The following is a 22,633-nucleotide window of genomic DNA, read 5'->3' as shown; positions in this document are numbered from 1 at the left end:
CAAGGCTGTCCGACTGCAGTAGTTTTTCAAGAGATGTTTTTCAGGGGCTAAACGTCCTTTTTCCTTAGGGGTAAAACACCTTGGCCAAGATTCTCGTGGTTACATCCGGCAAGGGTGGTGTGGGTAAGACCACCACCAGCGCCGCTATCGGTACCGGCCTCGCTCTGCGCGGTCACAAAACAGTTATCGTCGACTTCGACGTCGGTTTGCGTAACCTCGACCTGATCATGGGTTGCGAGCGCCGCGTGGTGTATGACTTCGTCAACGTGGTGAACGGCGAAGCCAACCTGCAACAGGCCCTGATCAAAGACAAGCGCCTGGAAAACCTCTACGTCCTGGCCGCCAGTCAGACCCGCGACAAAGACGCGCTGACCGTCGAAGGCGTGGAAAAAGTCCTGATGCAGCTCAAGGAAGACTTCGAATTCGTGGTCTGCGACTCCCCGGCGGGCATCGAGAAAGGCGCCCACCTGGCCATGTACTTCGCTGACGAAGCGATTGTGGTGACCAACCCGGAAGTCTCCTCCGTACGTGACTCGGACCGCATGTTGGGCCTGTTGGCCAGCAAGTCCCGTCGCGCCGAAAGAGGCGAAGAGCAGATCAAGGAACACCTGCTGATCACCCGTTATCATCCAGAACGTGTGAGCAAGGGCGAAATGCTCGGTGTCGAAGATGTGAAGGATATTCTCTCGGTGACATTGCTCGGCGTGATCCCTGAATCCCAGGCGGTGCTCAAGGCATCCAACCAGGGCATTCCGGTGATTCTCGACGACCAGAGCGATGCTGGTCAGGCTTACAGCGATACCGTTGACCGCCTGCTGGGCAAAACCGTGGACCATCGTTTCCTCGATGTCGAGAAGAAGGGATTCTTCGAGCGCCTTTTTGGAGGTAGGTAATGAACCTTTTTGACTTCTTTCGTGCCAGTAAAAAGGTCAGCACCGCGTCGGTAGCGAAAGAGCGTCTACAGATCATCGTGGCGCATGAACGCGGCCAGCGCAGTACACCGGATTACCTGCCAGCCTTGCAGAAGGAACTGGTGGAAGTGATCCGCAAGTACGTCAATATCGGGTCCGATGACGTGCACGTCGCTCTGGAAAACCAGGGCAGTTGCTCGATCCTGGAACTCAATATCACCCTGCCAGATCGCTGAGTCGATCCGGCAGGAGCCACGGCGGCTCAGGCTCTTACGCACTCCGTAGAAGCGGAGCTTGCTCGCGAACACAGGCAACTCGGTGTATCTGATAGACCGAGGTGACGCATTCGCGAGCAAGCTCCGCTCCTACAGGGGCGGGGCCTGAGCCGCCGTTGGCGTTTGTTACGAGGCTGTTTTAATGCCGTTGTCCAACATCCGCATCATCCATCAGGACGCCGCCGTACTGGTGGTGGACAAACCGACCCTGTTGCTCTCTGTCCCTGGCCGGGCTGATGACAACAAGGACTGCCTGATTACCCGCCTGCAAGAAAACGGCTACCCGGAAGCGCGAATTGTCCATCGGCTGGACTGGGAAACCTCCGGCATCATTCTGTTGGCCCGTGACCCGGACACTCATCGCGAACTGTCTCGGCAATTTCACGACCGCGAAACCGAAAAAGCCTACACCGCCCTGTGCTGGGGACAACCGGAACTGGACAGCGGCAGTATCGATCTGCCCCTGCGCTACGACCCGCCGACCAAGCCACGCCATGTGGTGGACCACGAGTTTGGCAAGCACGCCTTGACCTTCTGGCGTGTGCTGGAGCGTTGTGGCGACTGGTGCCGCGTCGAGTTGACGCCGATCACCGGTCGTTCCCATCAGTTGCGCGTGCATATGCTGTCGATAGGTCACCCGCTTTTGGGTGATGGGCTCTATGCCCATGAGCAAGCACTCGCCGCCTGGCCACGCCTGTGCCTGCACGCGAGCATGCTCAGCTTCACCCACCCCCAGACGGGCGAACGCCTGCGATTCGAGTGCCCGGCACCGTTCTAGAGCAGCAATACGCCCCCCCTGTAGGAGCGAGCTTGCTCGCGAAAGCGGTACATCTGGCGACATTAATGTTGACTGTACCGCCGTCTTCATCGCGGGCAAGCCCGCTCCTACAAGGAATCTTGCACACCAGCGGTCCACCGCCAATTCTCTGACCAATACGTTAAACTGGCGCCATTGCTGTCTGGAGCTTCTTATGCGCGAAGAGTTGAACCAAGGCCTGATCGATTTCCTCAAGGCCTCCCCTACCCCGTTCCATGCCACCGCCAGCCTTGTCCAGCGTCTTGAAGCTGCCGGCTATCAACGTCTCGATGAGCGCGAGCCCTGGAACACTGAAACCAATGGTCGTTACTACGTCACCCGTAACGACTCTTCGATCGTCGCGATCAAAATGGGTCGCCACTCGCCGTTGCACGGCGGTATTCGCCTGGTCGGCGCGCACACCGATAGCCCGTGCCTGCGGGTCAAGCCGCAACCGGAACTGCAACGTCAGGGCTTCTGGCAACTGGGCGTCGAAGTCTATGGCGGTGCACTGCTGGCGCCGTGGTTCGACCGTGATCTGTCGCTGGCCGGCCGTGTGACTTTCCGCCGTGATGGCAAGGTCGAGAGCCAGTTGATCGACTTCAAGGCACCGATCGCGACCATTCCGAACCTGGCCATTCACCTCAACCGCGAAGCCAACATGGGCTGGGCGATCAATGCCCAGACCGAACTGCCGCCGATCCTCGCGCAATTCGCCGGTGACGAACGCGTGGACTTCCGCGCCGTGCTCACCGATCAACTGGCGCGCGAACATGGCCTGAACGCCGACGTGGTACTCGATTACGAGTTGAGCTTCTACGACACCCAAAGCGCTGCGGTCATCGGCCTGCATGGCGATTTCATCGCTGGCGCGCGCCTGGACAACCTGTTGTCCTGCTACGCCGGCCTGCAAGCATTGCTGACGGCCGAAACCGACGAAACCTGCGTGCTGGTCTGCAACGATCACGAAGAAGTCGGTTCCTGCTCGGCCTGTGGCGCCGACGGTCCAATGCTTGAGCAAACCCTGCGCCGTCTGTTGCCCGAAGGGGATGAATTCGTACGGACCATTCAGAAATCCCTGCTGGTCTCGGCCGACAACGCCCACGGCGTGCACCCGAACTATGCGGACAAGCATGACGCCAACCACGGCCCGAAACTCAACGCCGGCCCGGTGATCAAGGTCAACAGCAACCAGCGCTACGCCACCAACAGCGAAACCGCCGGCTTCTTCCGCCATTTGTGCATGGCCGAAGAAGTACCGGTGCAGAGCTTCGTGGTGCGCAGCGACATGGGCTGCGGCTCGACCATCGGCCCGATCACCGCCAGCCACTTGGGCGTGCGCACCGTGGACATCGGTTTGCCGACGTTCGCCATGCACTCGATCCGCGAACTGTGCGGCAGCCATGACCTGGCGCACCTGGTCAAAGTGCTGAGCGCGTTTTACGCCTGCCGCGAATTGCCGTAGCCCTTGGTGATTAAAAGGTAACTTTTGTGGCGAGGGAGCTTGCTCCCGCTCGGCTGCGAAGCAGTCGTAACTTGGGCGAACCCGGCCTCACTGATAACCCGATATTGCTTGTTTTTGGGGCTGCTTCGCAGCCCAACGGGAGCAAGCTCCCTCGCCACGATGATCTTCATCACCTCCGTTCGTCCGAAAGCCGCCTAGACTTGCAATACCCCTCTCCGACAAGGCTGTCACCATGATCTCGTTGTCTTCGTTTCACGCCATGCTGATCCCGATTCTTTCCGGGATGATCATGCTGGCCATCGGCTTCAACTTTCGCGACAAGAACGCTGGCGTGTTCGCAATGTGGGTCGGCATGCTGATGATCCTCGCCACCGTGATCTACAAGATCCTCGCCAAACTCAACGAATAAAACCTAGCGCCTTGATGCTGATGCAGGAGCTGCCGAACGCTGCGCCTACACCACATCCACCCCGACATGAATCGCATCATGGCGCCAAAACTCCAGGTCACAATCGATCAGTCGTTCATGCTGATCGTAATTGACCCGCGCAATCCGCAACCCCGGGCTGCCCACCGATACCCGTAAAGCCGCCGCCGCGTCCACCGACAACGCCGTCGGAACAATCTCGAAGCGCACCCGCCCGTAATGCAAGTCGTAATGCCGTGCATACAATTCGGTCATCGACTGATTCAAATCAAAATCCAGAATCCCCGGAAAAAACTGCGGATTCAGGTAGTGCTCCACATACAGCACCAATCGCCCGTCAATCCGTCGCGAGCGGCAGATCTGGATCACGCTCGATAGCGCCGGCAACTGCAACCAGGCACACACCGCCGCCGACGCTGGCTGCAACCGCGCCGAAATTACCTCGGTGGACGGCACCCGTCCCTGCGCACTGACCATGGCGTGAAAGTGGCTGCGCTGCATCAGGTTATAAGCCAGCCGCGGTGGCGACACGAACCAGCCGCGCCGTTCCTCACGATAAATCTGGCCCTGAGCCTCCAACTGCAATAAAGCCTCGCGCACGGTGATCCGCGTGGTACCGAACAACTCACTGAGCTTGCGCTCTGCCGGCAACTTGCTCCCGGGCGCCAACAAGCCGTGGTCGAGCTGTTCCTGCAGAACCTGCCCGATGGCTGTCACCGCTTTGGTTGTCTCAATGCGCATCAACGTTACCTATCTGGACTAGACCAGCACTGATTCAGGGCAGAACCGCGATTCAAATCGGTTCCTTCAACTGCCAGCAAGCCTAGGCACTGCACATGACTGACAGATGACAAAGCCGCCGAACGGTCGCGCCAGACACCTGCAATTTTATGGCCAAGTCCCTTTCATATCAGCCTTTTAGCCATGGTCTACGCTTATCTCGCACCCCGCGTATCCGAGCGCAGAAAATTCAGGCCGACCGGTCGTCGACATTAAAATGTCATCCAATCCGCCTAAATTGGCTCAGGTATTGCTGACCTAGACCAACACAACCGCAATCGCAGCGTTGAAAACGCCCAAAGGAGCTTCGGATGAAACAGTTTTTCCTGGCATCACTGTTAGGCTCGACCATCGCCCTGTGTACCTCCGCCATGGCGGCGGATGATCTGAAAACCCTGGAAGCCGCTGCGAAAGCGGAAGGCGCAGTCAACAGCGTCGGCATGCCCGATGACTGGGCCAACTGGAAAGGCACCTGGGAAGACCTGGCCAAGAAATATGGCCTGAAACACATCGACACCGACATGAGCTCGGCCCAGGAAATCGCCAAGTTCGCCGCCGAAAAAGACAACGCCAGCGCCGACATCGGCGACGTCGGTGCCGCCTTCGGCCCGATCGCAGTCAAGCAAGGCGTGGTGCAACCTTATAAGCCAACTACCTGGGAACAGATTCCGGATTGGGCCAAGGATAAGGACGGTAACTGGGCGCTGGCCTACACCGGCACCATCGCGTTTATCGTCAACAAAAAATTGCTGCATGGTTCTGAAGTCCCGACCAAATGGGCCGATCTCAAGACGGGCAAGTACAAAGTCTCCATCGGTGACGTCAGCACCGCAGCCCAGGCTGCCAACGGTGTACTGGCCGCCGCCCTCGCCAACGGTGGTGACGAGAAAAACATTCAGCCAGCCCTGCTGATGTTCGCCGACATCGCCAAGCAAGGCCGCCTGTCCATGGCCAATCCGACGATTGCCACCATGGAGAAGGGTGAAATCGAAGTCGGCGTGGTCTGGGACTTCAACGGCTTGAGCTACAAAGCCAAGATGGCCAATCCGGATGATTACACCGTGCTGATTCCGTCCGACGGCTCAGTGATTTCCGGTTACACCACCATCATTAACAAATACGCGAAGAACCCGAACGCCGCCAAGCTGACTCGCGAGTACATCTTCAGCGATGCCGGCCAAATCAACCTGGCGAAAGGCAACGCCCGTCCGATCCGCGCCGAGCACATCAAACTGCCGGAAGACGTGAAGACCAAGCTGCTGCCTAACGAGCAGTACAAAAAGGTCACGCCGATCAAAGACGCCGACGCGTGGGAAAAGACCTCCAAGTCGCTGCCGCAGAAGTGGCAGGAAGAAGTCATTATCAACATGCCGTAACACGGTAGATCCCCATTCGGGGATCTGATGGAGATCCATTGTAGGAGCGAGGCTTGCCCGCGAAGAGGGACTGACATTCAACATTGATGTTGGCTGACAGTCCGCCTTCGCGAGCAAGCTTCGCTCCTACAGGCTTGACGATATTCACTGTTTTTTGCGGAGTCATCGCCCCTATGAAGCACAACGTCATCCTTGTCGTGCTCGACGGCCTCAATTATGAAGTCGCGCGCCACGCCATGGGGCATCTGCAGGCTTACGTTGGCGCAGGGCGCGCGGCACTCTACAAACTGGAGTGCGAACTGCCGGCCCTGTCCCGACCACTTTACGAATGCATCCTGACCGGCGTTACGCCGATCGACAGCGGCATCGTTCACAACAACGTCTCGCGCCTGTCCAACCAGCGCAGCATTTACCATTACGCCACCGACGCTGGCCTTACAACCGCAGCCGCGGCCTATCACTGGGTCAGCGAGTTGTATAACCGTTCGCCGTTCGTGGCCGCCCGGGATCGTCATACTGACGACCCCAAACTGCCGATCCAGCACGGTCACTTCTACTGGAGCGACCACTATCCGGACTCACACCTGTTCGCCGACGCGGAAAACCTGCGTCTGCGCCACGCGCCGAACTTTTTATTGGTCCACCCCATGAACATCGACGACGCCGGGCACAAGCACGGCCTCGACACCCCGCAGTATCGCAATAGCGCTCGCTCAGCCGACATCATCCTGGCTGACTACCTGCAAGGCTGGCTCGACGCCGGTTATCAGGTACTGGTGACAGCCGACCACGGCATGAACAACGACCGCTCGCACAACGGCTTGCTGCCCGAAGAACGCGAAGTGCCGCTGTTCGTCCTCGGCGATGCCTTCAGCTTCAACCAAAACGCCGCACCGAAACAGATCGAAATCTGCGGCACCGTCTGCGAACTGCTGGGCGTGCCCCACGACAAACCTGTGTGCCGGGAGCTGCTCAAGTGAATGCCATGACCCGCGGTAAATGGCTGGCCGCTCTGTGCCTGGTGCCCTTCGCGATTTTCTTCTTCGTGTTCCAGATTGCCCCGTTGCTCTGGGTAATGATCAACAGCCTGGAATCGGAAGAGTTCGGCTGGGGCCTGGCCAACTTCAGCAAAATCTTCAATTCGAAGTTCTATCTGCAGGCGATCCGGCACAGCCTCGAGATCAGTTTCTGGTCCAGCGTGTTCGGCATTATCATCGCCGTCCTCGGCGCTTACTCCTTGCGCCGGGTCGACTCGAAACTGCGCAACTTCGTCAACGCCTTCGCCAACATGACCAGCAACTTCGCCGGCGTGCCCCTGGCCTTCGCGTTCATCATTTTGCTGGGGTTCAACGGCACCTTCACCATCATGCTGAAACAGGCCGGGATCATTCAGGACTTCAACCTGTACTCGAAAACCGGGCTGATCATTCTCTACACCTACTTCCAGATTCCCCTGGGCGTACTGCTGCTCTACCCGGCTTTCGACGCCTTGCGCGAAGACTGGCGTGAGTCCGCCGAATTGCTCGGCGCCAATGGCTGGCAGTTCTGGCGGCACATCGGTTTGCCGGTGCTGACCCCGGCGCTGTTGGGGACGTTCGTGATTCTGCTGGCTAACGCCCTCGGTGCGTATGCCACGGTCTACGCCTTGACCACCGGCAACTTCAACGTGTTGCCGATCCGCATTGCAGCGATGGTCTCCGGCGACATTTCCCTCGACCCGAACCTGGCCAGCGCCCTGGCCGTGGTGCTGGTGGCGTTGATGACCCTGGTGACCATCGTGCATCAGCTGCTGTTGAAGAGGAGCTACCATGTCTCGCGCTGAACTGGGCCCCGTCGGTGTCTATCACCGCGTCGTGGTGTATTTGCTGTTTGCGATTCTGCTGCTGCCGCTGCTCGGAACGCTGATCTACTCGATCTCCAGCAGTTGGTCCGCGACGATTATGCCCAGCGGTTTTACCTTCAAGTGGTACATCCAGCTGTGGAGCGATCCGCGCTTTCTCGACGCGTTCGGTCAATCATTGCTGGTCTGCGTCGGCTCGCTGATTCTGTCGGTGGTACTGATTCTGCCGCTGCTGTTCGTGGTGCATTACCACTTCCCGAAACTCGACGCTTTGATGAACATCCTGATCCTGCTGCCCTTCGCGGTGCCGCCGGTGGTGTCGTCGGTGGGGCTGTTGCAGCTCTACGGTTCGGGGCCGTTCGCGATGGTCGGTACGCCGTGGATTCTGATCGGTTGCTACTTCACCGTGGCGCTGCCGTTCATGTACCGGGCGATCACCAACAACCTGCAAGCGATCAACCTGCGCGACCTGATGGACGCCGCGCAACTGCTCGGTGCCAGCACCTGGCAAGCGGCATTCCTGGTGGTGCTGCCGAACCTGCGCAAGGGTTTGATGGTGGCGTTGCTGCTGTCGTTCTCGTTCCTGTTCGGTGAGTTTGTGTTCGCCAACATTCTCGTCGGCACCCGCTACGAAACCCTGCAGGTCTACCTCAACAACATGCGTAACAGCAGCGGCCACTTCACCAGTGCGCTGGTGATTTCCTACTTCTTCTTTGTGCTGGTTCTGACCTGGGCTGCCAATATCTTGAACAGGGACAAAAGCGAATGAGCTACGTCAGCGTCCAACATCTTCAAAAAAATTATTCTGGAACCACGGTATTCAGCGACATCAACTGCGAAATCAAGAAAGGCGAATTTGTCACGCTTCTCGGCCCGTCCGGTTGCGGCAAGTCCACCCTGCTGCGCTGCATCGCCGGCCTGACCTCGGTGGACGGCGGCAAGATCCTGCTCGAGGGTCAGGACCTCGTCCCGCTGAGTCCGCAAAAACGCGGAATCGGTATGGTGTTCCAGAGTTACGCACTGTTCCCGAACATGACCGTGGAGCAGAACGTCGCCTTCGGCTTGCGCATGCAGAAGGTCAACGCCGACGACAGTCACAAGCGCGTTGCCGAAGTGCTGGCATTGGTGGAACTCAAAGATTTCGCCGCCCGTTACCCGCATCAATTGTCCGGTGGCCAGTGCCAGCGTGTCGCCCTGGCTCGCTCGCTGGTGACCCGGCCTCGATTGTTGTTGCTGGATGAGCCGCTGTCGGCATTGGATGCGCGAATTCGCAAGCACTTGCGCGAACAGATCCGTCAGATCCAGCGCGAACTGGGCCTGACCACGATCTTCGTCACACACGATCAGGAAGAAGCCCTGACCATGTCTGACCGAATCTTCCTGATGAATCAGGGAAAAATCGTACAAAGCGGAGACGCCGAAACCCTTTACACCGCGCCAGTCGATGTTTTTGCCGCAGGCTTCATCGGCAACTACAACCTGCTGGACGCCGACAGTGCCAGCAAACTGTTGCAACGACCGATCACCCATCGCCTCGCGATTCGCCCGGAAGCCATCGAACTGAGCCTCAACGGCGAACTCGACGCGCAGATCCGCAGCCACAGCCTGTTAGGCAACGTGATTCGCTACCGGGTCGAAGCCCGGGGCGTGGAATTGGTAGTGGATGTGCTGAACCGCTCGGCGGCCGACCTTCATCCCGATGGTCAGCGCTTGGCGCTTTCCATCGATCCGACGGCCCTGTGTGAGGTAGCCTGATGACTTTGCTGATGTTGAAGAGAGAACTGCACTGATGGCCCTGGCAATTTTTGATCTGGACGAAACCCTGATCCACGGCGACTGCGCCTCGCTATGGAGCGAACAGATGGCCCGCCTCGGCTGGGTCGACGGCGAATCCTTCCTGCGTCGCGACAGGGAATTGATGGATGCGTATGGCAGGGGCCACTTGGCCATGGAGGAGTACATGGCCTTCAGCCTGGAGCCGATGATCGGACGCACGCCCGAAGAGGTCGAGCATCTGGTCGGCCCGTGGGTGGAAGACTTCATCGAGCCAATCATCTTCAGCGACGCCACCAAAGCCATTGCCGCCCACCGCAAGGCCGGCGACCGGATTCTGGTGATCTCGGCCTCGGGCACGCACCTGGTCGGGCCAATTGCCGATCGCTTGGGCATCGACGAAATCCTCGCGATCGAACTGGAAGTGACCCACGGGGTTTATAGCGGCCACACCGTTGGCACCCTGACCTACCGCGAAGGCAAGATCACCCGCTTGCTGGAATGGCTGGATGCGGAAGAGGAAAACCTGGAAGGCGCGAGTTTCTATTCCGATTCACGCAACGATTTGCCGCTGCTGCTGAAGGTGGATTTCCCACACGTGGTGAACCCGGATCCAGTGCTGCTTGAGCACGCCGAAAAGGCCGGTTGGCCGATCCATATCTGGAAGTAACCCCGCCCCCACTGATCGTTCCCACGCTTCGCGTGGGAATGCAGCCCGGGACGCTCTGCGTTTCCAGAAGCGGACGCAGAGCGTCCATTGAGGCATTCCCACGCGGAGCGTGGGAACGATCATCCCTAAACCAGGCTTTCGTCGATCACCAACACCAACTTCCCCGACACCTTGTTCGTCGCCAGCTCCGCAAACGCCGCTTCGGCATCCTTGATCGCAAATGTCTTGGCCAGTTGCGGGCTCAAACGCCCTTCGGCAAACAACGGCCAGACGTGCTGGCCAAGATCGCTGAACAAGTCGGCCTTGAACTGCTCGTCGCGATTGCGCAGGGTCGAACCCAGCAATTGCAAACGCTTGGCCAGCACCTGAGCCAGATCCAACTGAGCCTCCCGACCGCCCATCAAACCGATCAGCACCCAACGACCATCGCGAGCCAGCAGCTTGAGGTTCAGCGCCGCATAGTTGCCACCCACCGGGTCGAGGATCACGTCGAACGGCGCAAGATCATTCAAGCTGTCCAGATCGCGGTTGCGCACCACTCCACCCTGCGCGCCCAACGCTTCACAGTAGGCCAGACGCTCGGCGGAACCGACGCTGACCCAGCAAGGATTACCAAACGCTTTGCATAGCTGAATGGCAGCTGAACCGATTCCACTCGCTCCAGCGTGCAGGAGAACTTTCTCACCCGGTTTGAGCGCAGCTAGTTGAAACAAATTCAGCCAAACGGTCGCATACACTTCCGGCAATGCTGCCGCCTCGGCCAGAGACAAACCTTCGGGAACCGGCAACACATGCCGTCCGTCGACAACCACCTCTTCGGCCATCCCACCCCCGGCCAGCAAGGCGCAAACCCGATCACCGACCTGCCAGGACGAGCCCGGGCCGACCTCGCTGATCACCCCGGAACACTCAAGACCCAGTACTGGACTGGCCCCCGGCGGTGGCGGGTAAAGTCCTGCTTTCTGTAACAAATCGGCGCGATTGAGTCCTGCTGCCGCCACCCGGATGCGAACTTGCCCTACATCGCACGTAGGACTCGGCTCTTCAACCCACTCCACTCGCCCCTCAACGCCTTGCAATGCTTTCACAGTGCCTCCATAGTGAGTCTGGACTGAGCCCGAAGCTGTAGCACCGGGCTTTTTGCATTATGCGACCGGTCCTTGTGGATCCGGCGACTTCAAAGACGGCCTAATATGCGTTATCAATTGTCCCCGCGTCGAATCAGCATGAAGCATCTGCTCCCCAGCACCGCCCTCGCTCTTGTCATTGGTTTCGGTCTTTTGCCGATGTCGAGCAATTCGTTCGCAGCCAATAGCTGGGACAAGCTTCAGCCCGATCGTGACGAAGTAATCGCCAGTCTGAACGTCGTCGAATTGCTCAAGCGTCACCATTACAGCAAACCACCGCTCGACGATGCGCGCTCCGTGATCATCTACGACAGCTATATCAAGCTGCTGGATCCATCGCGCAGCTACTTCATGGCCAGCGATATTGCCGAATTCGACAAATGGAAAACCCAGTTTGACGACTTCCTCAAAAGCGGCGACCTGAACGCCGGGTTCACCATCTACAAGCGCTACCTGGACCGCGTCAAGGCGCGTCTGGACTTTGCCCTTGCCGAGCTGAACAAGGGCGTCGACAAGATCGACTTCACCGCCAAGGAAACCTTGCTGGTCGATCGCAAGGATGCCCCTTGGCTCAAGACCACCACCGAGCTGGACGACCTGTGGCGCAAACGTGTCAAGGACGAAGTGCTGCGGATGAAGATCTCCGGCAAAGAGTCGAAGCAGATTCAGGAAACCCTGACCAAGCGTTACAAGAATCAGTTGTCACGTCTGGACCAGACCCGCGCGGAAGACATCTTCCAGGCGTACATCAACACCTTCGCCATGTCCTACGACCCGCACACCAACTATCTGTCGCCGGATAACGCGGAGAACTTCGACATCAACATGAGTCTGTCCCTCGAGGGCATCGGTGCTGTGTTGCAGAGCGATAACGATCAAGTGAAAGTCGTGCGTCTGGTGCCTGCCGGCCCGGCCGACAAGACCAAGCAGGTTGCACCGGCCGACAAGATCATCGGCGTGGCCCAAGGCAACAAAGAGATGGTCGACGTGGTCGGCTGGCGCCTGGACGAAGTGGTCAAACTGATTCGTGGTCCGAAAGGCACCGTGGTGCGTTTGGAAGTGATTCCGGCCAGCAATGCGCCGAATGACCAGACCACCAAAATCGTGCCGATCACCCGCGAAGCGGTGAAGCTCGAAGACCAGGCGGTGAAGAAGTCGGTCCTCAACCTCAAGCAGGATGGCAAGGACTACAAGCTCGGCGTCATCGAGATCCCGGCCTTCTACCTGGACTTCAAGGCCTTCCGTGCCGGCGATCCGGACTACAAGAGCACCACCCGCGACGTCAAGAAGCTGCTGACCGAGTTGCAGAAAGACAAGGTCGACGGCGTGGTCATCGACCTGCGCAACAACGGCGGCGGTTCCTTGCAGGAAGCCACCGAGCTGACCAGTCTGTTCATCGACAAGGGTCCGACCGTACTGGTGCGTAACGCCGACGGCCGGGTCGATGTACTGGAAGATGAAAACCCGGGCGCGTTCTACAAAGGCCCGATGGTGTTGCTGGTCAACCGTTTGTCCGCCTCGGCTTCGGAGATTTTCGCCGGTGCCATGCAGGACTACCACCGCGCATTGATCATCGGCGGCCAGACCTTCGGCAAAGGCACCGTGCAGACCATTCAGCCGCTGAACCATGGCGAGCTGAAACTGACCCTGGCCAAGTTCTACCGGGTTTCCGGTCAGAGCACCCAGCATCAGGGCGTACTGCCGGACATCGATTACCCGTCGATCATCGACACCAAGGAAATCGGCGAAAGCGCCCTGCCGGAAGCCATGCCGTGGGACACCATTCGTGCGGCCATCAAGCCTGCGCTCGACCCGTTCAAACCGTACATCACTCAACTCCAGTCCGAGCATGAGATGCGCACGGCCAAGGACGCGGAGTTTGTGTTCATCCGCGACAAACTGGCCCTGGCGCAGAAGTTGATGAGCGAAAAAACCGTCAGCCTCAATGAAGCCGATCGTCGTGCACAACATGCCGATATCGAAGCCAAGCAACTAGCCATGGAAAACATCCGTCGCAAGGCCAAGGGCGAAGAGCCGCTCAAAGAGCTGAAGAAAGAAGACGAAGATGCCCTCGCGGCCGAGCCGGACAAGACCAAGCCTGAAGACGATGCCTATCTGAGCGAAACCGGGCGGATTCTGCTGGATTACTTGAAACTCAACACCGCGGTGGCCAAGCACTAAGTTGTTACAATCAGGATGATGGCAATTTAATACTAATGCTCCCCGGAGCGTCATCAAACAGTCATCATTCTGTCGTGAAATAAAGGACCTGAGTGCACATTGCACTCGGTCCTTTTTTTTCGCCAGAGAACGCCATGACCACAACCGAACAGCTGAGTGCCTTGAGCTCGATACTGACTCAAAGCGGTTTGCACAGTCTGTTCCAGCCGATCATTTCCCTCTCTGAACGACGTATCATCGGTTACGAAGCCCTCAGCCGTGGCCCCTCCAATAGTCCGCTGCACTCCCCCGTCGCCCTGTTCGCGGTAGCCCGTCAGGCCGGTCGCCTCAGCGAACTGGAAATCGCTTGCCGTCAAAGTGCTTGCCGCCGTTTCAATGAACAGCAACTGCCTGGCAAACTCTTCCTCAATGTCTCCCCGGAATCTCTGCTCGAAGCCGCCCACCAACCCGGACGCACTTTGCAACTGCTGCAGGATTTCGGCATACCACCGAGCCAGGTGGTGATCGAACTCACCGAACAGACCCCGACCGACGATTTCCAGTTGCTGCAAACCGCCCTGCATCACTATCGGGCAATGGGGTTTTCCATTGCACTGGATGATCTGGGTGCGGGTTATTCAAGCTTGCGGCTCTGGTCTGAGTTGCGCCCGGATTACGTCAAGATCGATCGGCACTTTATCGACGGTATTCACCAGGACGCGCTCAAGCGTGAGTTCGTCGGCTCGATCCTGCAGATTGCCAAGGCTTCCCGGGCAAAAGTGATCGCCGAAGGCATCGAATTGCCGGAAGAATTGGCGGTGTTGACGGAGATGGGCGTCGATCTGCTGCAAGGCTATCTGCTCTGCCGACCCCAGGAGCATCCGCCCCGCGATGCCCGTAGTTTCATACCCAAACCAAACAACGCCGCAGCGGTACTGAATGAAGAAGTCAGTGACCTCAGCGCCCTGCTCAACGACCAACCGGCAGTGACCAGCCACACCCCGACCGCCACCGTACTGGAAGCCTTCCGCCGCCAAGCCAACCTGAACTCCCTGGCGGTGCTCGACGAACAGGGCCAGCCCTGCGGCATCGTCCACCGTCATTCGCTATCGGACGCCCTGCTCAAGCCCTTTGCCACCGACTTGTTCGCCCGCAAGCCCATCAGCCGCTTGATGAGCGACGACTTCCTCGCCGTGGAGCTGAGCCAGTCGCTGCAACAGGTCAGCCGTTTGATCACCAGCCGTGCCCGCCAGCGCATCGAAGAGGACTTCGTTATCACCCTTAACGGCGGTTATCTGGGACTCGGCCGAGTGATCGACGTGCTCAAGCTGATTACCGAACTAAAAATCCAGCAAGCCCGCTACGCCAACCCATTGACCCTGCTACCAGGCAACGTGCCGATCCAGCAATGCCTGACACGCCTGCTGCAACAGGAACGGGCATCGGTGATCTGCTACGTGGACATCGACAGCTTCAAACCCTTCAACGACATCTACGGCTACGGTCGCGGGGATGAAGTCCTGCTGTGCCTGGCGCAATGCCTGAACGACCGCGTCGACCCGTCCCGCGACTTCGTCGGCCATATCGGCGGCGATGACTTCCTGCTGGTGCTCGGCCCGGAAGACTGGCGCAAACGCCTGAATCAACTGCTGGATGACTTCCACAGCCAATGCCGACGCTTTTACCGCAGCGAACACCTGGAAGCCGGCTGCTTCATCGCCCCCAACCGCCAGGGCGTACGGCAGGAGTTTCCGTTGCTGTCGCTGTCCATCGGCGTGGTGCATTTGCATCCACAGGCCTGCGGACAACTCGATGCGAGTCAGTTGGCGGAAATGGCTTCGCAGGCCAAGCATCACGCGAAGAATGTGCCGGGGTATAGCGTGCATGTGATTGATAGCCTGGCGGTGCCCGGACCTGAAGAAGAACTGCTCATTGGGCATCGCTGAATGATCTGACGCCTTCGCGGGCAAGCCTCGCTCCTACAGATTTTGTGTTATTCACGATACCCACAAATGACTCAAGACCTGTAGGAGCGAGGCTTGCCCGCGAAGAGGCCCGCTCAGTCGCCGCAAATTTCCAGGACTAATCCGTCACGAGACATCGCCCGAAGGCCGAGCCCGCAACCGCCGCCCAATAACATCCAGCACATCGCACCCATCGCGCAGTGGAATGGCACAGAGCAAGGCAAAGTCGCTGAGTATCGTCGAATCACACTCGACTGAGCCGCGCATGGACAGGTTCTCAAGCACCTGGGTGACGGCACGAATTCGGTAGCTGGCAGCGTCGGTCAAAATATCGAGTGGCGCGTGGGTATCGACAGCGTGGGCATGTCGTTGCAGTTGCTGGTGAGCGCCATGAAGCGGCTTTTGGGGTGGGGAATTGGTTTTTCGTAGGGTGGATCAGGGGTAATTGCCGTCATTGTTTGATTCCTAACGTATGGATTGGAGCCGCCAGAAATCACTTCCACGCAATAGGTGGCGGCTGTACGCAGGTGTGGAAGACCAGGACGTTAGGCACCTGGCGCACTCGAAAGCGCCCCGCGCACAGCCACCATAAAACACAGACGATAAAAAACGCCGAACTGGTGGCGCTTGATGCGCCTAACGATAGAAGGGCTTCCACGCCCTGTCACTGAATTTGCAGTGACAACCCCAAGACTATCGATGGAGCGCATCGCGCACCAGTTCATGCAAACCGCTACAACTTGAAGGAAATCTCCGATGGATCGGCCCGACAATAAACGCGCAAGACTTTGCGGGGGAACGATCAGGAAAGAAGTCAGGAAAGGATGATGTTGATGTAGGGCGATTCGGTAATGATCACTCAACTAATCAACAAGCAGGAAAAAACGCAAACGTGGCGAGAGGTTGCCCTCTCGCCACGTTAATTTGTCAGACACATAATTATTTAATCCGTCGAACCACGAGACACCAATTCTTTCAATTTGATCTCAGCCAGCGGATGCCCGGCCTTCGCAGCCATTTCCCACCAGCGCGCGGCTTCAACCGGATCCGGCGCCTTGCTCGGCGTTCCGGCCAGGCTGATAACGCCAACCTGATACGCCGCCTTCCCATCCCCTGCCAAAGCCGCCAGGCGCAGTAATCGCACACCTTCCTCGCGAGCCCCAAGACCGACGCCGCGAAAGGTCAGAATATGGCCGTAGAAGCTCTGGGCGCCGACATCACCCAGGTTCGCCATACGGGCGAACTGGCCCTCGAGCCAACTCCAGCCTCGCGGCTGACGTACAAACCATGACCAGTGGAACAATCGGCGGGCCAGCCAGTAACTGACCCGCGCCTTGAGTCGTAGAAACACTCAGGCTTCCGCCGACTCGGGGTACTCGTATTCGAATACTCGTACCACCTCCGAGGCATGCCAGGACGCGGCAGCCACGCCATCGGACGGTCCGGAAAAGCGCCCGAGGCGCTCGACACATTCAAAGAAGCCGGTGCGCGGCAAGCGGCTGGCGCCCTGGCTGATCACCAACGAGCTGCGCAACGGCTGCTCGGCTCTGGCATCCAGCGCGGCCAGATGCTCAAGGGCTGCGGTCAATGTTTGCATGGCCGGCGTGGGTAGCTGCAAACGCTCCAGCAACGCCCGATAAGTCAAAAGATGGCGCTGACGACGCGCCTGATCCAGCTCCCCCAACAATCCATCCCAATGTTGACGACTGATGCGTACGCTCACGATTCATCCCTCCATCCTGGCACCGTCAATTCCCAGGCGAGGCTGCGGCGAATAGCAGCGTCGGGTTGACGCTCACCGCTTTCGATCAAGGCGAGATATGACGGGCTGATGCCTACCGTGCGGGCGAGCGCCTCAATGGCGATGCCCTTCCCTTCGCGCAAATTGCGTAGTTGATCCAGACCCGGAAGAATCTGATCTGGTGCCGCCGCGGGAGGCATTATGGCGTCACGCGGTGGTTGTTGCTTGATGCCTGCTGCTTTCAGTAGAGCCTGATACTGAGCCCATGGCAGAACCGCATATTCGGGTTCGCCTTCGCGTGTAATTATCTGAATATCCATGACTACCCCGTAGGACAACGACACTTAGCGAGTCGGCGCTTTTCCTTAGAAGTGTAATCCTAACAGCGGCCAAGGTCGCGGGGGGGTATGAATATATGGAGGATTCTGAATTGGCTCAGTTTTTTTTCGGGCCCTGAAGCTGCAATTGTTCCGGGGTATCGGGCAGGCGTTCGACCACCGCGAGCTTCTCCGGCAGCTGGCGCTTGCGCCAGGCGCGGAAGGCGTTGAGCTCGTCATCGAGGACTTTCATCAACCAGGCCAGCACGGCAATGTCGTCGAGCATGCCGAATACCGGGATGAAATCCGGGATGGCATCCACCGGGCTCAGGAAGTACATAAGTCCGGCTACCACCGACACCAGTGCTTTCGGGCTGATGGCCCGGTATTCGCCACGCCAGTAAGCGAGGCAGAGTGCCTGTAACAGGCGCAGATCGTCTTTGAGCTTACCCAGACGATTACCCTGGCTGGCACCTTTGCTGGCAACCGCGAACAGCAGGGTCGGCAAACGACCACGGGCGAGCAGGCGTCCGGCCAGAGGCAGGAAACGAGCGAAATTCCAGGGCGTTTTCATTTGTTCCTCCCGCTGAAATGTTATCCACACAAATTGTGGATAACCTTGTGAACAGAGCTGCATTTCATCGCTGAAAGCCCCGTTTCATAAGGGCCTGACTCAGATCGGGCGTTTTTTACTCACATAAAAAAACCCCAAGATTTCATTGACTTGGCGTTCTGGCCCGTCTAGCTCGAGCGCCTTCACTGGCTATGACTTCAGCGTACCGCATCCGTTCGCTTTGTTTAACTCCACTGAACGTCAGATGCAACAACGCCCCGCATAAGCGAGGCGTTGTTGTCAGAGCAGACGCGAATTACTGGGGAGCGTCTTGTTTTGCTGGATCCTTGATGCCCAGCAGCTCCAGGTCGAATACCAGCACCGAGTTGGCTGGGATCGCCGGGCTTGGGCTCTGGGCGCCGTAAGCCAGTTCGCTAGGGATGTACAGTTTGTACTTCTCGCCAACGTGCATCAGTTGCAGGCCTTCGACCCAACCCGGAATCACACCGCTGACCGGCAGATCGATCGGGCTGCCGCGCTCGACGGAACTGTCGAAAACGGTGCCGTTGGTCAGTTTACCGGTGTAGTGAACAGTCACCACGTCGGTCGGCTTGGGCTGTGCGCCATCAGCCTTCTTGACCACTTCGTATTGCAGACCGGAAGCCGTGGTGATGACACCCGCTTTCTTGCCGTTCTCTTCGAGGAATTTCTTGCCGGCAGCGGCCGACTCTTCGCTCATCTTGGCCAAACGTTCTTCAGCACGCTTCTGCAATGCTGCGAAGGCTTCAACCAGTTCCTCATCCTTCAGCTTCTGTTCTTTCTTGCCGACGGCATCTTCGATGCCTTGGGCTACGGCTTTGGAATCCAGGTCATCCATGCCTTCTTGAGCCAGGCTTTTGCCCATGTTCAGGCCAATGCCGTAGGAAGCTTTTTGCGCCGGGGTTTTCAGCTCTACGCTGGTCTGCGAATCACAACCCGCAAGTACCAGGCCAACCAGGGCCACCGCCGCCGCCAACCGATGCTGTTTCATGCTATTTCCTTGTTCATGCGCCTAAAGGGCAATCGAGTAAAGCCGCGAGCTTATCAGGCGGCCACGACCAATGGCTACCGGCATGAGAGCAGGAAACGTCTGATAAGTTCAGGTGTTTAAACGCATTTCGGGATTAGAAGGATGAAGCTTCTGTCATCTGGCTCTTACAGCGTCGGATGCAGGTTCCCACAGCCTCCGGCGTAATGGCCTCTTGCCGCACCTCGCCAGCTGAGGCATAAGACAGCTACAAACTGACAAGGATGTTTATCTTGCGCCTCATATTCCGCTTGCTGATTCTGATCGCTGTACTGCTGGGGCTGTCCCTTGCCGTGGTGCTGTACTACGTTGCCAACCCGAAATTGCCGGCCTGGTCACCGGCGCAACAGGTGAATTACCTGGAGCAATGGAGCGCCGCCGACCGACAGGCTTACTACTTCACGCCTCAGGGTACCCAGGTCAAAGGCTTGCGCTATGACTGGTTCAACGCCCTGGAACTGCCCTTTTCGCAAAAACGATTCGCCGCTCCTGAATACCTCGCACGCTTTGGTTTTCTGATCGACCCAAGCCAGAAAGCCACGCCGAACAACCCTGGTAACCTGCCCGTCGGCTTTGCCCGTCATCAAAGTCCCGGCAGTCAGGACGAGTTTCTGGACATCACTTGTGCCGCCTGCCACACCGGCGAATTGCGATTCAATGGCCAGGCCGTGCGCATCGACGGCGGTTCGGCACAGCATGTGTTGCCGTCCAGCGTTCCTACGCTGCGAGGCGGCAGTTTCGGACAAGCACTGGTCGCCAGTCTGACCTCGACTTACTACAACCCCTGGAAGTTCGAACGTTTCGCACGAAACGTTCTGGGACAGGACTACGATGCCCGGCATCAACAGTTGCGCAAAGACTTCAAAGTCTCCCTCGATACCTTCTTGAAAGTGGCCTGGAACGACACCCATCGCGGCCTCTACCCCACCGAAGAAGGCCCTGGTCGTACTGACGCCTTCGGGCGTATTGCCAACGCCAGCTTCGGCGACGCGATTTCACCCGCCAACTACCGCGTGGCCAATGCTCCGGTGGACTACCCGCAACTGTGGGAGATGTGGACCTTCGACTGGGTGCAATGGAACGGTTCGGCGCAGCAACCGATGGCCCGTAATATCGGTGAAGCCTTGGGTGTGGGCGCCACGCTGAATTTCTTCGACAGCAGCGGGCAGCCGCTCAAGGGCGACGACCGCTACCCGTCCAGCGTCAGGGTGCGCGATCTGCACCGGATCGAAGAAACGCTGCAACGACTCAAACCGCCTGCCTGGCCGGAGGCCCTGTTGGGCAACATCGACAAGCCCATGGCCGCAAAAGGCCGCGAACTGTTCGCTGAAAACTGCGCCGGATGCCACGTACCTCGCGTCACACAAAGCGACGGCAGACCGGTGCAACATCTGAAATTGCTGCCTGTGGAGGTGGTTGGCACAGACCCCGGCGCCGCCAACAACATTGCCGACCATCGCTTCGACCTGACGGCCTTGCAGTGGGATCCGGCAGAGCTTGCGCAACTGGACGTACAACTGCATCCAAAACCCACAGAACCATTGGATTTGAGCCAGTTGTCAGTGGCCAAGGGACTGGCTTACGTCACTGCTTTCGTGGGCAACCAAGCCTACCGCGAAGCCAATGTAACGCCCGCAGAGCGCCCGAACCTGGACGGATTCGGCCTGCCGATCGGGGTTCAGGAATTACGCAGCTACAAGGCCCGACCACTGGCGGGCGTCTGGGCTACGCCGCCGTTTTTGCACAACGGTTCAGTACCGAGCATCTATCAACTGCTCTCGCCCCAGGATGAACGCGCGACCACATTCTACAAAGGCACCTTCGAATACGACCCCAAGCATTTGGGGTATCGCACCGAAGCCTTCACCAATGGTTTTGTGTTCGACACGCGGATCACCGGCAATCACAACAGAGGTCACGAGTTCCGTGCAGGCGAGCGCGGGAATGGCGTGATCGGTCGCCTGCTGCAACCGGAGGAACGCTGGGCGCTGCTGGAATACCTGAAAGTGCTGGGCGGCCCGCTCGAGTCGCAATTGCCAGACCGCCGTCTCAGTCAAAAGGATTGACCCATGCTGATCACTCTCTGGTTGCGCCTGGGCGCCTTTCTTGGCAAAACCCTGCTGTGGTTGCTGGGTCTGGGTTTGCTCGGCTGGGCGCTGGTCATGGCCTGGTCCGCCTGGCAGCATCGCGGCCCGGTATCGGCTGAAGAGCTGATTCCGGAAGGCGAAGCGGCAATGACCCAGGACATCATCCAGACCGCCGTGCGTATCGTCGATCAACACCGTGAAAGTACCCGCTACCTGCGCGATGCCCATGCCAAGGCTCATGGCTGCGTGAAGGCCGAGGTTCAGGTGCTGCCGGATCTGGCGGCGGAGTTACGTCAAGGCGTGTTCAGCGAACCCGGCAAAACCTGGCAGGCGACAATGCGGCTGTCCAATGGCAATGCATATCCGCAGTTCGACAGCATCCGCGATGCCCGGGGCATGGCGATCAAACTGCTCGATGTGCCTGGTAAACAGCTGCTGAGAGACCGACAAGGGCGCAGCGAACAGGATTTCGTGATGTTCAACCATCCGAACTTCTTTGTCAGCGATGTCGCCGAGTATCGTCAGAATGTGGCCGCTCAGGCTGATGGCAAAAAGGTGATGGCGTTCTTCCCGGGTTGGGACCCGCGCACCTGGCAGGTTCGCCATCTGTTTATTGCGCTGGCGACGCTTTCCCCTGCCCCGGCAAGCCCGACGCAGACCACCTACTTTTCGGTATCGCCGTACAAGTTTGGTGAAGCCAACGCCAAATTCCGGGTGATGCCGGATCCTGATAGCTGCCCGGCCTACGTGCTTCCCACGCAAAATGAAAACCTGCCGAACTTCCTGCGCAGCGCGCTGAACCAGCAGTTGTCGACCGATCGAGTGCCGGCGTGTTTCGTCTTGCAGATCCAGCGCCAAGATGCAGGCAAGTACATGCCGATCGAAGACACCAGTATCGAGTGGAGCGAAAGCGATGCGCCCTTCGAAACCGTGGCCAGGATCAATCTGCCTGCTCAGGACTTCGACACCCCGGCGCTGAACCTGCAATGTGACAATCAGTCGTTCAACCCATGGTTCGGCCTTGAAGCTCATAGGCCGATTGGCGGGATCAACCGGTTGCGCAAAGCCGTTTACGAAGCTGTCAGCGACTACCGACACAGTCGCAACGCTGAACAATAGGCAAGGTAGATCTAGGAGACAGCGGTGCGGCGATTCGACTTGCCGGCGAAGGCGCTCTTAAGGACGCCTTCGCCGGCAAGCCTGGCTCCTACAACCCGAACAGGTCGCTTTTTCAGTGGAAGACCAGCACAAAGTCAAATCCCAGACAGCAGAAAGCCCGCATTAAGCGGGCTTTCTGTGGTGACC

Annotated in this window: 22 protein-coding genes and 1 pseudogene; 15 read left to right on the top strand and 8 right to left on the bottom strand. The window is 58.4% G+C overall.

The window, feature by feature from the left end; genetic code table 11:
* Nucleotides 1-80: 80 nt before the first annotated feature.
* The 5 genes from minD to CKW20_RS29515 all read left to right on the top strand — a co-directional run bounded on the left by minD (nt 81) and on the right by CKW20_RS29515 (nt 3,856).
* Nucleotides 81-893, top strand: a complete 813-nt coding sequence (gene minD, locus CKW20_RS04790; protein WP_095051873.1) for a septum site-determining protein MinD — start codon at nt 81-83, stop codon at nt 891-893.
* Complete coding sequence (gene minE, locus CKW20_RS04785; RefSeq protein WP_007898843.1) at nt 893-1,147, top strand: cell division topological specificity factor MinE; 255 nt, start codon at nt 893-895, stop codon at nt 1,145-1,147. The genes minD and minE overlap by 1 nt, the downstream gene beginning before the upstream one ends.
* 181 nt (nt 1,148-1,328) lie before the next feature.
* On the top strand, nt 1,329-1,964 hold the full coding sequence (locus CKW20_RS04780; protein WP_030131660.1) for an RluA family pseudouridine synthase: 636 nt from the start codon (nt 1,329-1,331) through the stop codon (nt 1,962-1,964).
* Nucleotides 1,965-2,157: 193 nt separating this feature from the next.
* The gene (locus CKW20_RS04775) at nt 2,158-3,447 is read left to right on the top strand and encodes a M18 family aminopeptidase (protein WP_095051872.1); all 1,290 of its coding nucleotides are present in this window, start codon (nt 2,158-2,160) and stop codon (nt 3,445-3,447) included.
* Nucleotides 3,448-3,679: 232 nt separating this feature from the next.
* On the top strand, nt 3,680-3,856 hold the full coding sequence (locus CKW20_RS29515; RefSeq protein WP_007898847.1) for a hypothetical protein: 177 nt from the start codon (nt 3,680-3,682) through the stop codon (nt 3,854-3,856).
* A gap of 45 nt (nt 3,857-3,901) precedes the next feature.
* Here CKW20_RS29515 and CKW20_RS04765 read toward each other — a convergent pair whose 3' ends face one another.
* Nucleotides 3,902-4,615, bottom strand: coding sequence for a UTRA domain-containing protein (locus CKW20_RS04765; protein WP_007898856.1), 714 nt, complete (start codon nt 4,613-4,615; stop codon nt 3,902-3,904).
* Between the two features lie 350 nt (nt 4,616-4,965).
* On the opposite strand from CKW20_RS04765, the gene CKW20_RS04760 reads away from it, so the two are divergent.
* From CKW20_RS04760 to CKW20_RS04735, 6 genes are all read left to right on the top strand, one after another.
* Nucleotides 4,966-6,030 (top strand): ABC transporter substrate-binding protein, encoded by a 1,065-nt coding sequence (locus CKW20_RS04760; protein ID WP_095051870.1) that lies wholly within the window; start codon nt 4,966-4,968, stop codon nt 6,028-6,030.
* A 173-nt stretch (nt 6,031-6,203) separates the two neighbouring features.
* Nucleotides 6,204-7,010, top strand: a complete 807-nt coding sequence (locus CKW20_RS04755; protein WP_095051869.1) for an alkaline phosphatase family protein — start codon at nt 6,204-6,206, stop codon at nt 7,008-7,010.
* 5 nt (nt 7,011-7,015) lie between these two features.
* Nucleotides 7,016-7,852 (top strand): ABC transporter permease subunit, encoded by an 837-nt coding sequence (locus CKW20_RS04750; protein WP_176466872.1) that lies wholly within the window; start codon nt 7,016-7,018, stop codon nt 7,850-7,852.
* A complete protein-coding gene (locus tag CKW20_RS04745; RefSeq protein WP_095051867.1) occupies nt 7,839-8,639 on the top strand; it encodes an ABC transporter permease in 801 nt (266 codons plus the stop codon). The genes CKW20_RS04750 and CKW20_RS04745 overlap by 14 nt, the downstream gene beginning before the upstream one ends.
* Nucleotides 8,636-9,625, top strand: a complete 990-nt coding sequence (locus tag CKW20_RS04740; RefSeq protein ID WP_095051866.1) for an ABC transporter ATP-binding protein — start codon at nt 8,636-8,638, stop codon at nt 9,623-9,625. The genes CKW20_RS04745 and CKW20_RS04740 overlap by 4 nt, the downstream gene beginning before the upstream one ends.
* 34 nt (nt 9,626-9,659) lie before the next feature.
* Nucleotides 9,660-10,313: an HAD family phosphatase gene (locus CKW20_RS04735; RefSeq protein WP_095051865.1), complete on the top strand. Its 654-nt coding sequence runs from the start codon at nt 9,660-9,662 to the stop codon at nt 10,311-10,313.
* A gap of 125 nt (nt 10,314-10,438) precedes the next feature.
* Here the strand turns inward: CKW20_RS04735 and CKW20_RS04730 are convergent, their stop codons facing one another.
* Entirely contained in the window at nt 10,439-11,401 is a 963-nt protein-coding gene (locus tag CKW20_RS04730; RefSeq protein ID WP_095051864.1) for a zinc-binding dehydrogenase, read from the bottom strand.
* A gap of 138 nt (nt 11,402-11,539) precedes the next feature.
* On the opposite strand from CKW20_RS04730, the gene CKW20_RS04725 reads away from it, so the two are divergent.
* The gene (locus CKW20_RS04725; RefSeq protein WP_176466851.1) at nt 11,540-13,621 is read left to right on the top strand and encodes a carboxy terminal-processing peptidase; all 2,082 of its coding nucleotides are present in this window, start codon (nt 11,540-11,542) and stop codon (nt 13,619-13,621) included.
* A gap of 134 nt (nt 13,622-13,755) precedes the next feature.
* Nucleotides 13,756-15,546, top strand: coding sequence for a bifunctional diguanylate cyclase/phosphodiesterase (locus tag CKW20_RS04720; RefSeq protein WP_095051862.1), 1,791 nt, complete (start codon nt 13,756-13,758; stop codon nt 15,544-15,546).
* A gap of 144 nt (nt 15,547-15,690) precedes the next feature.
* Here CKW20_RS04720 and CKW20_RS29785 read toward each other — a convergent pair.
* From CKW20_RS29785 to CKW20_RS04690, 6 genes and pseudogenes are all read right to left on the bottom strand, one after another.
* Nucleotides 15,691-16,019, bottom strand: a pseudogene (locus CKW20_RS29785) (hypothetical protein).
* A gap of 488 nt (nt 16,020-16,507) precedes the next feature.
* Nucleotides 16,508-16,915 (bottom strand): tetratricopeptide repeat protein, encoded by a 408-nt coding sequence (locus CKW20_RS04710; protein WP_095051861.1) that lies wholly within the window; start codon nt 16,913-16,915, stop codon nt 16,508-16,510.
* Nucleotides 16,916-17,287, bottom strand: coding sequence for a hypothetical protein (locus CKW20_RS04705; RefSeq protein ID WP_007898892.1), 372 nt, complete (start codon nt 17,285-17,287; stop codon nt 16,916-16,918).
* Entirely contained in the window at nt 17,284-17,625 is a 342-nt protein-coding gene (locus CKW20_RS04700) for a helix-turn-helix domain-containing protein (RefSeq protein ID WP_095052259.1), read from the bottom strand. The genes CKW20_RS04705 and CKW20_RS04700 overlap by 4 nt, the downstream gene beginning before the upstream one ends.
* Before the next feature lie 115 nt (nt 17,626-17,740).
* The gene (locus tag CKW20_RS04695) at nt 17,741-18,196 is read right to left on the bottom strand and encodes a YkvA family protein (protein ID WP_007898895.1); all 456 of its coding nucleotides are present in this window, start codon (nt 18,194-18,196) and stop codon (nt 17,741-17,743) included.
* A gap of 295 nt (nt 18,197-18,491) precedes the next feature.
* Nucleotides 18,492-19,205 carry an FKBP-type peptidyl-prolyl cis-trans isomerase gene (locus tag CKW20_RS04690; RefSeq protein WP_095051860.1) on the bottom strand — a complete coding sequence of 238 codons (714 nt, stop codon included), beginning with the start codon at nt 19,203-19,205 and terminating at the stop codon, nt 18,492-18,494.
* Nucleotides 19,206-19,474: 269 nt separating this feature from the next.
* Here CKW20_RS04690 and CKW20_RS04685 point away from each other — a divergent pair, with 269 nt between their 5' ends.
* Nucleotides 19,475-21,307, top strand: a complete 1,833-nt coding sequence (locus CKW20_RS04685) for a di-heme-cytochrome C peroxidase (protein ID WP_095051859.1) — start codon at nt 19,475-19,477, stop codon at nt 21,305-21,307.
* A gap of 3 nt (nt 21,308-21,310) precedes the next feature.
* Nucleotides 21,311-22,447, top strand: a complete 1,137-nt coding sequence (locus CKW20_RS04680) for a catalase family protein (RefSeq protein ID WP_095051858.1) — start codon at nt 21,311-21,313, stop codon at nt 22,445-22,447.
* Nucleotides 22,448-22,633: the final 186 nt, after the last annotated feature.

This window comes from Pseudomonas sp. Irchel s3b2, assembly GCF_900187445.1.
Lineage (GTDB): Bacteria > Pseudomonadota > Gammaproteobacteria > Pseudomonadales > Pseudomonadaceae > Aquipseudomonas.
This window is presented reverse-complemented; position numbering and strand designations above follow the sequence as displayed.

Coding starts and splice junctions, on each gene's coding strand:
- minE (WP_007898843.1), top strand. CDS start 893: ATGAACCTTTTTGACTTCTTTCGTGCCAGTAAAAAGGTCAGCACCGCG.
- CKW20_RS04780 (WP_030131660.1), top strand. CDS start 1,329: ATGCCGTTGTCCAACATCCGCATCATCCATCAGGACGCCGCCGTACTG.
- CKW20_RS04775 (WP_095051872.1), top strand. CDS start 2,158: ATGCGCGAAGAGTTGAACCAAGGCCTGATCGATTTCCTCAAGGCCTCC.
- CKW20_RS29515 (WP_007898847.1), top strand. CDS start 3,680: ATGATCTCGTTGTCTTCGTTTCACGCCATGCTGATCCCGATTCTTTCC.
- CKW20_RS04765 (WP_007898856.1), bottom strand. CDS start 4,615: ATGCGCATTGAGACAACCAAAGCGGTGACAGCCATCGGGCAGGTTCTG.
- CKW20_RS04760 (WP_095051870.1), top strand. CDS start 4,966: ATGAAACAGTTTTTCCTGGCATCACTGTTAGGCTCGACCATCGCCCTG.
- CKW20_RS04755 (WP_095051869.1), top strand. CDS start 6,204: ATGAAGCACAACGTCATCCTTGTCGTGCTCGACGGCCTCAATTATGAA.
- CKW20_RS04750 (WP_176466872.1), top strand. CDS start 7,016: ATGACCCGCGGTAAATGGCTGGCCGCTCTGTGCCTGGTGCCCTTCGCG.
- CKW20_RS04745 (WP_095051867.1), top strand. CDS start 7,839: ATGTCTCGCGCTGAACTGGGCCCCGTCGGTGTCTATCACCGCGTCGTG.
- CKW20_RS04740 (WP_095051866.1), top strand. CDS start 8,636: ATGAGCTACGTCAGCGTCCAACATCTTCAAAAAAATTATTCTGGAACC.
- CKW20_RS04735 (WP_095051865.1), top strand. CDS start 9,660: ATGGCCCTGGCAATTTTTGATCTGGACGAAACCCTGATCCACGGCGAC.
- CKW20_RS04725 (WP_176466851.1), top strand. CDS start 11,540: ATGAAGCATCTGCTCCCCAGCACCGCCCTCGCTCTTGTCATTGGTTTC.
- CKW20_RS04720 (WP_095051862.1), top strand. CDS start 13,756: ATGACCACAACCGAACAGCTGAGTGCCTTGAGCTCGATACTGACTCAA.
- CKW20_RS04700 (WP_095052259.1), bottom strand. CDS start 17,625: ATGGATATTCAGATAATTACACGCGAAGGCGAACCCGAATATGCGGTT.
- CKW20_RS04695 (WP_007898895.1), bottom strand. CDS start 18,196: ATGAAAACGCCCTGGAATTTCGCTCGTTTCCTGCCTCTGGCCGGACGC.
- CKW20_RS04690 (WP_095051860.1), bottom strand. CDS start 19,205: ATGAAACAGCATCGGTTGGCGGCGGCGGTGGCCCTGGTTGGCCTGGTA.
- CKW20_RS04680 (WP_095051858.1), top strand. CDS start 21,311: ATGCTGATCACTCTCTGGTTGCGCCTGGGCGCCTTTCTTGGCAAAACC.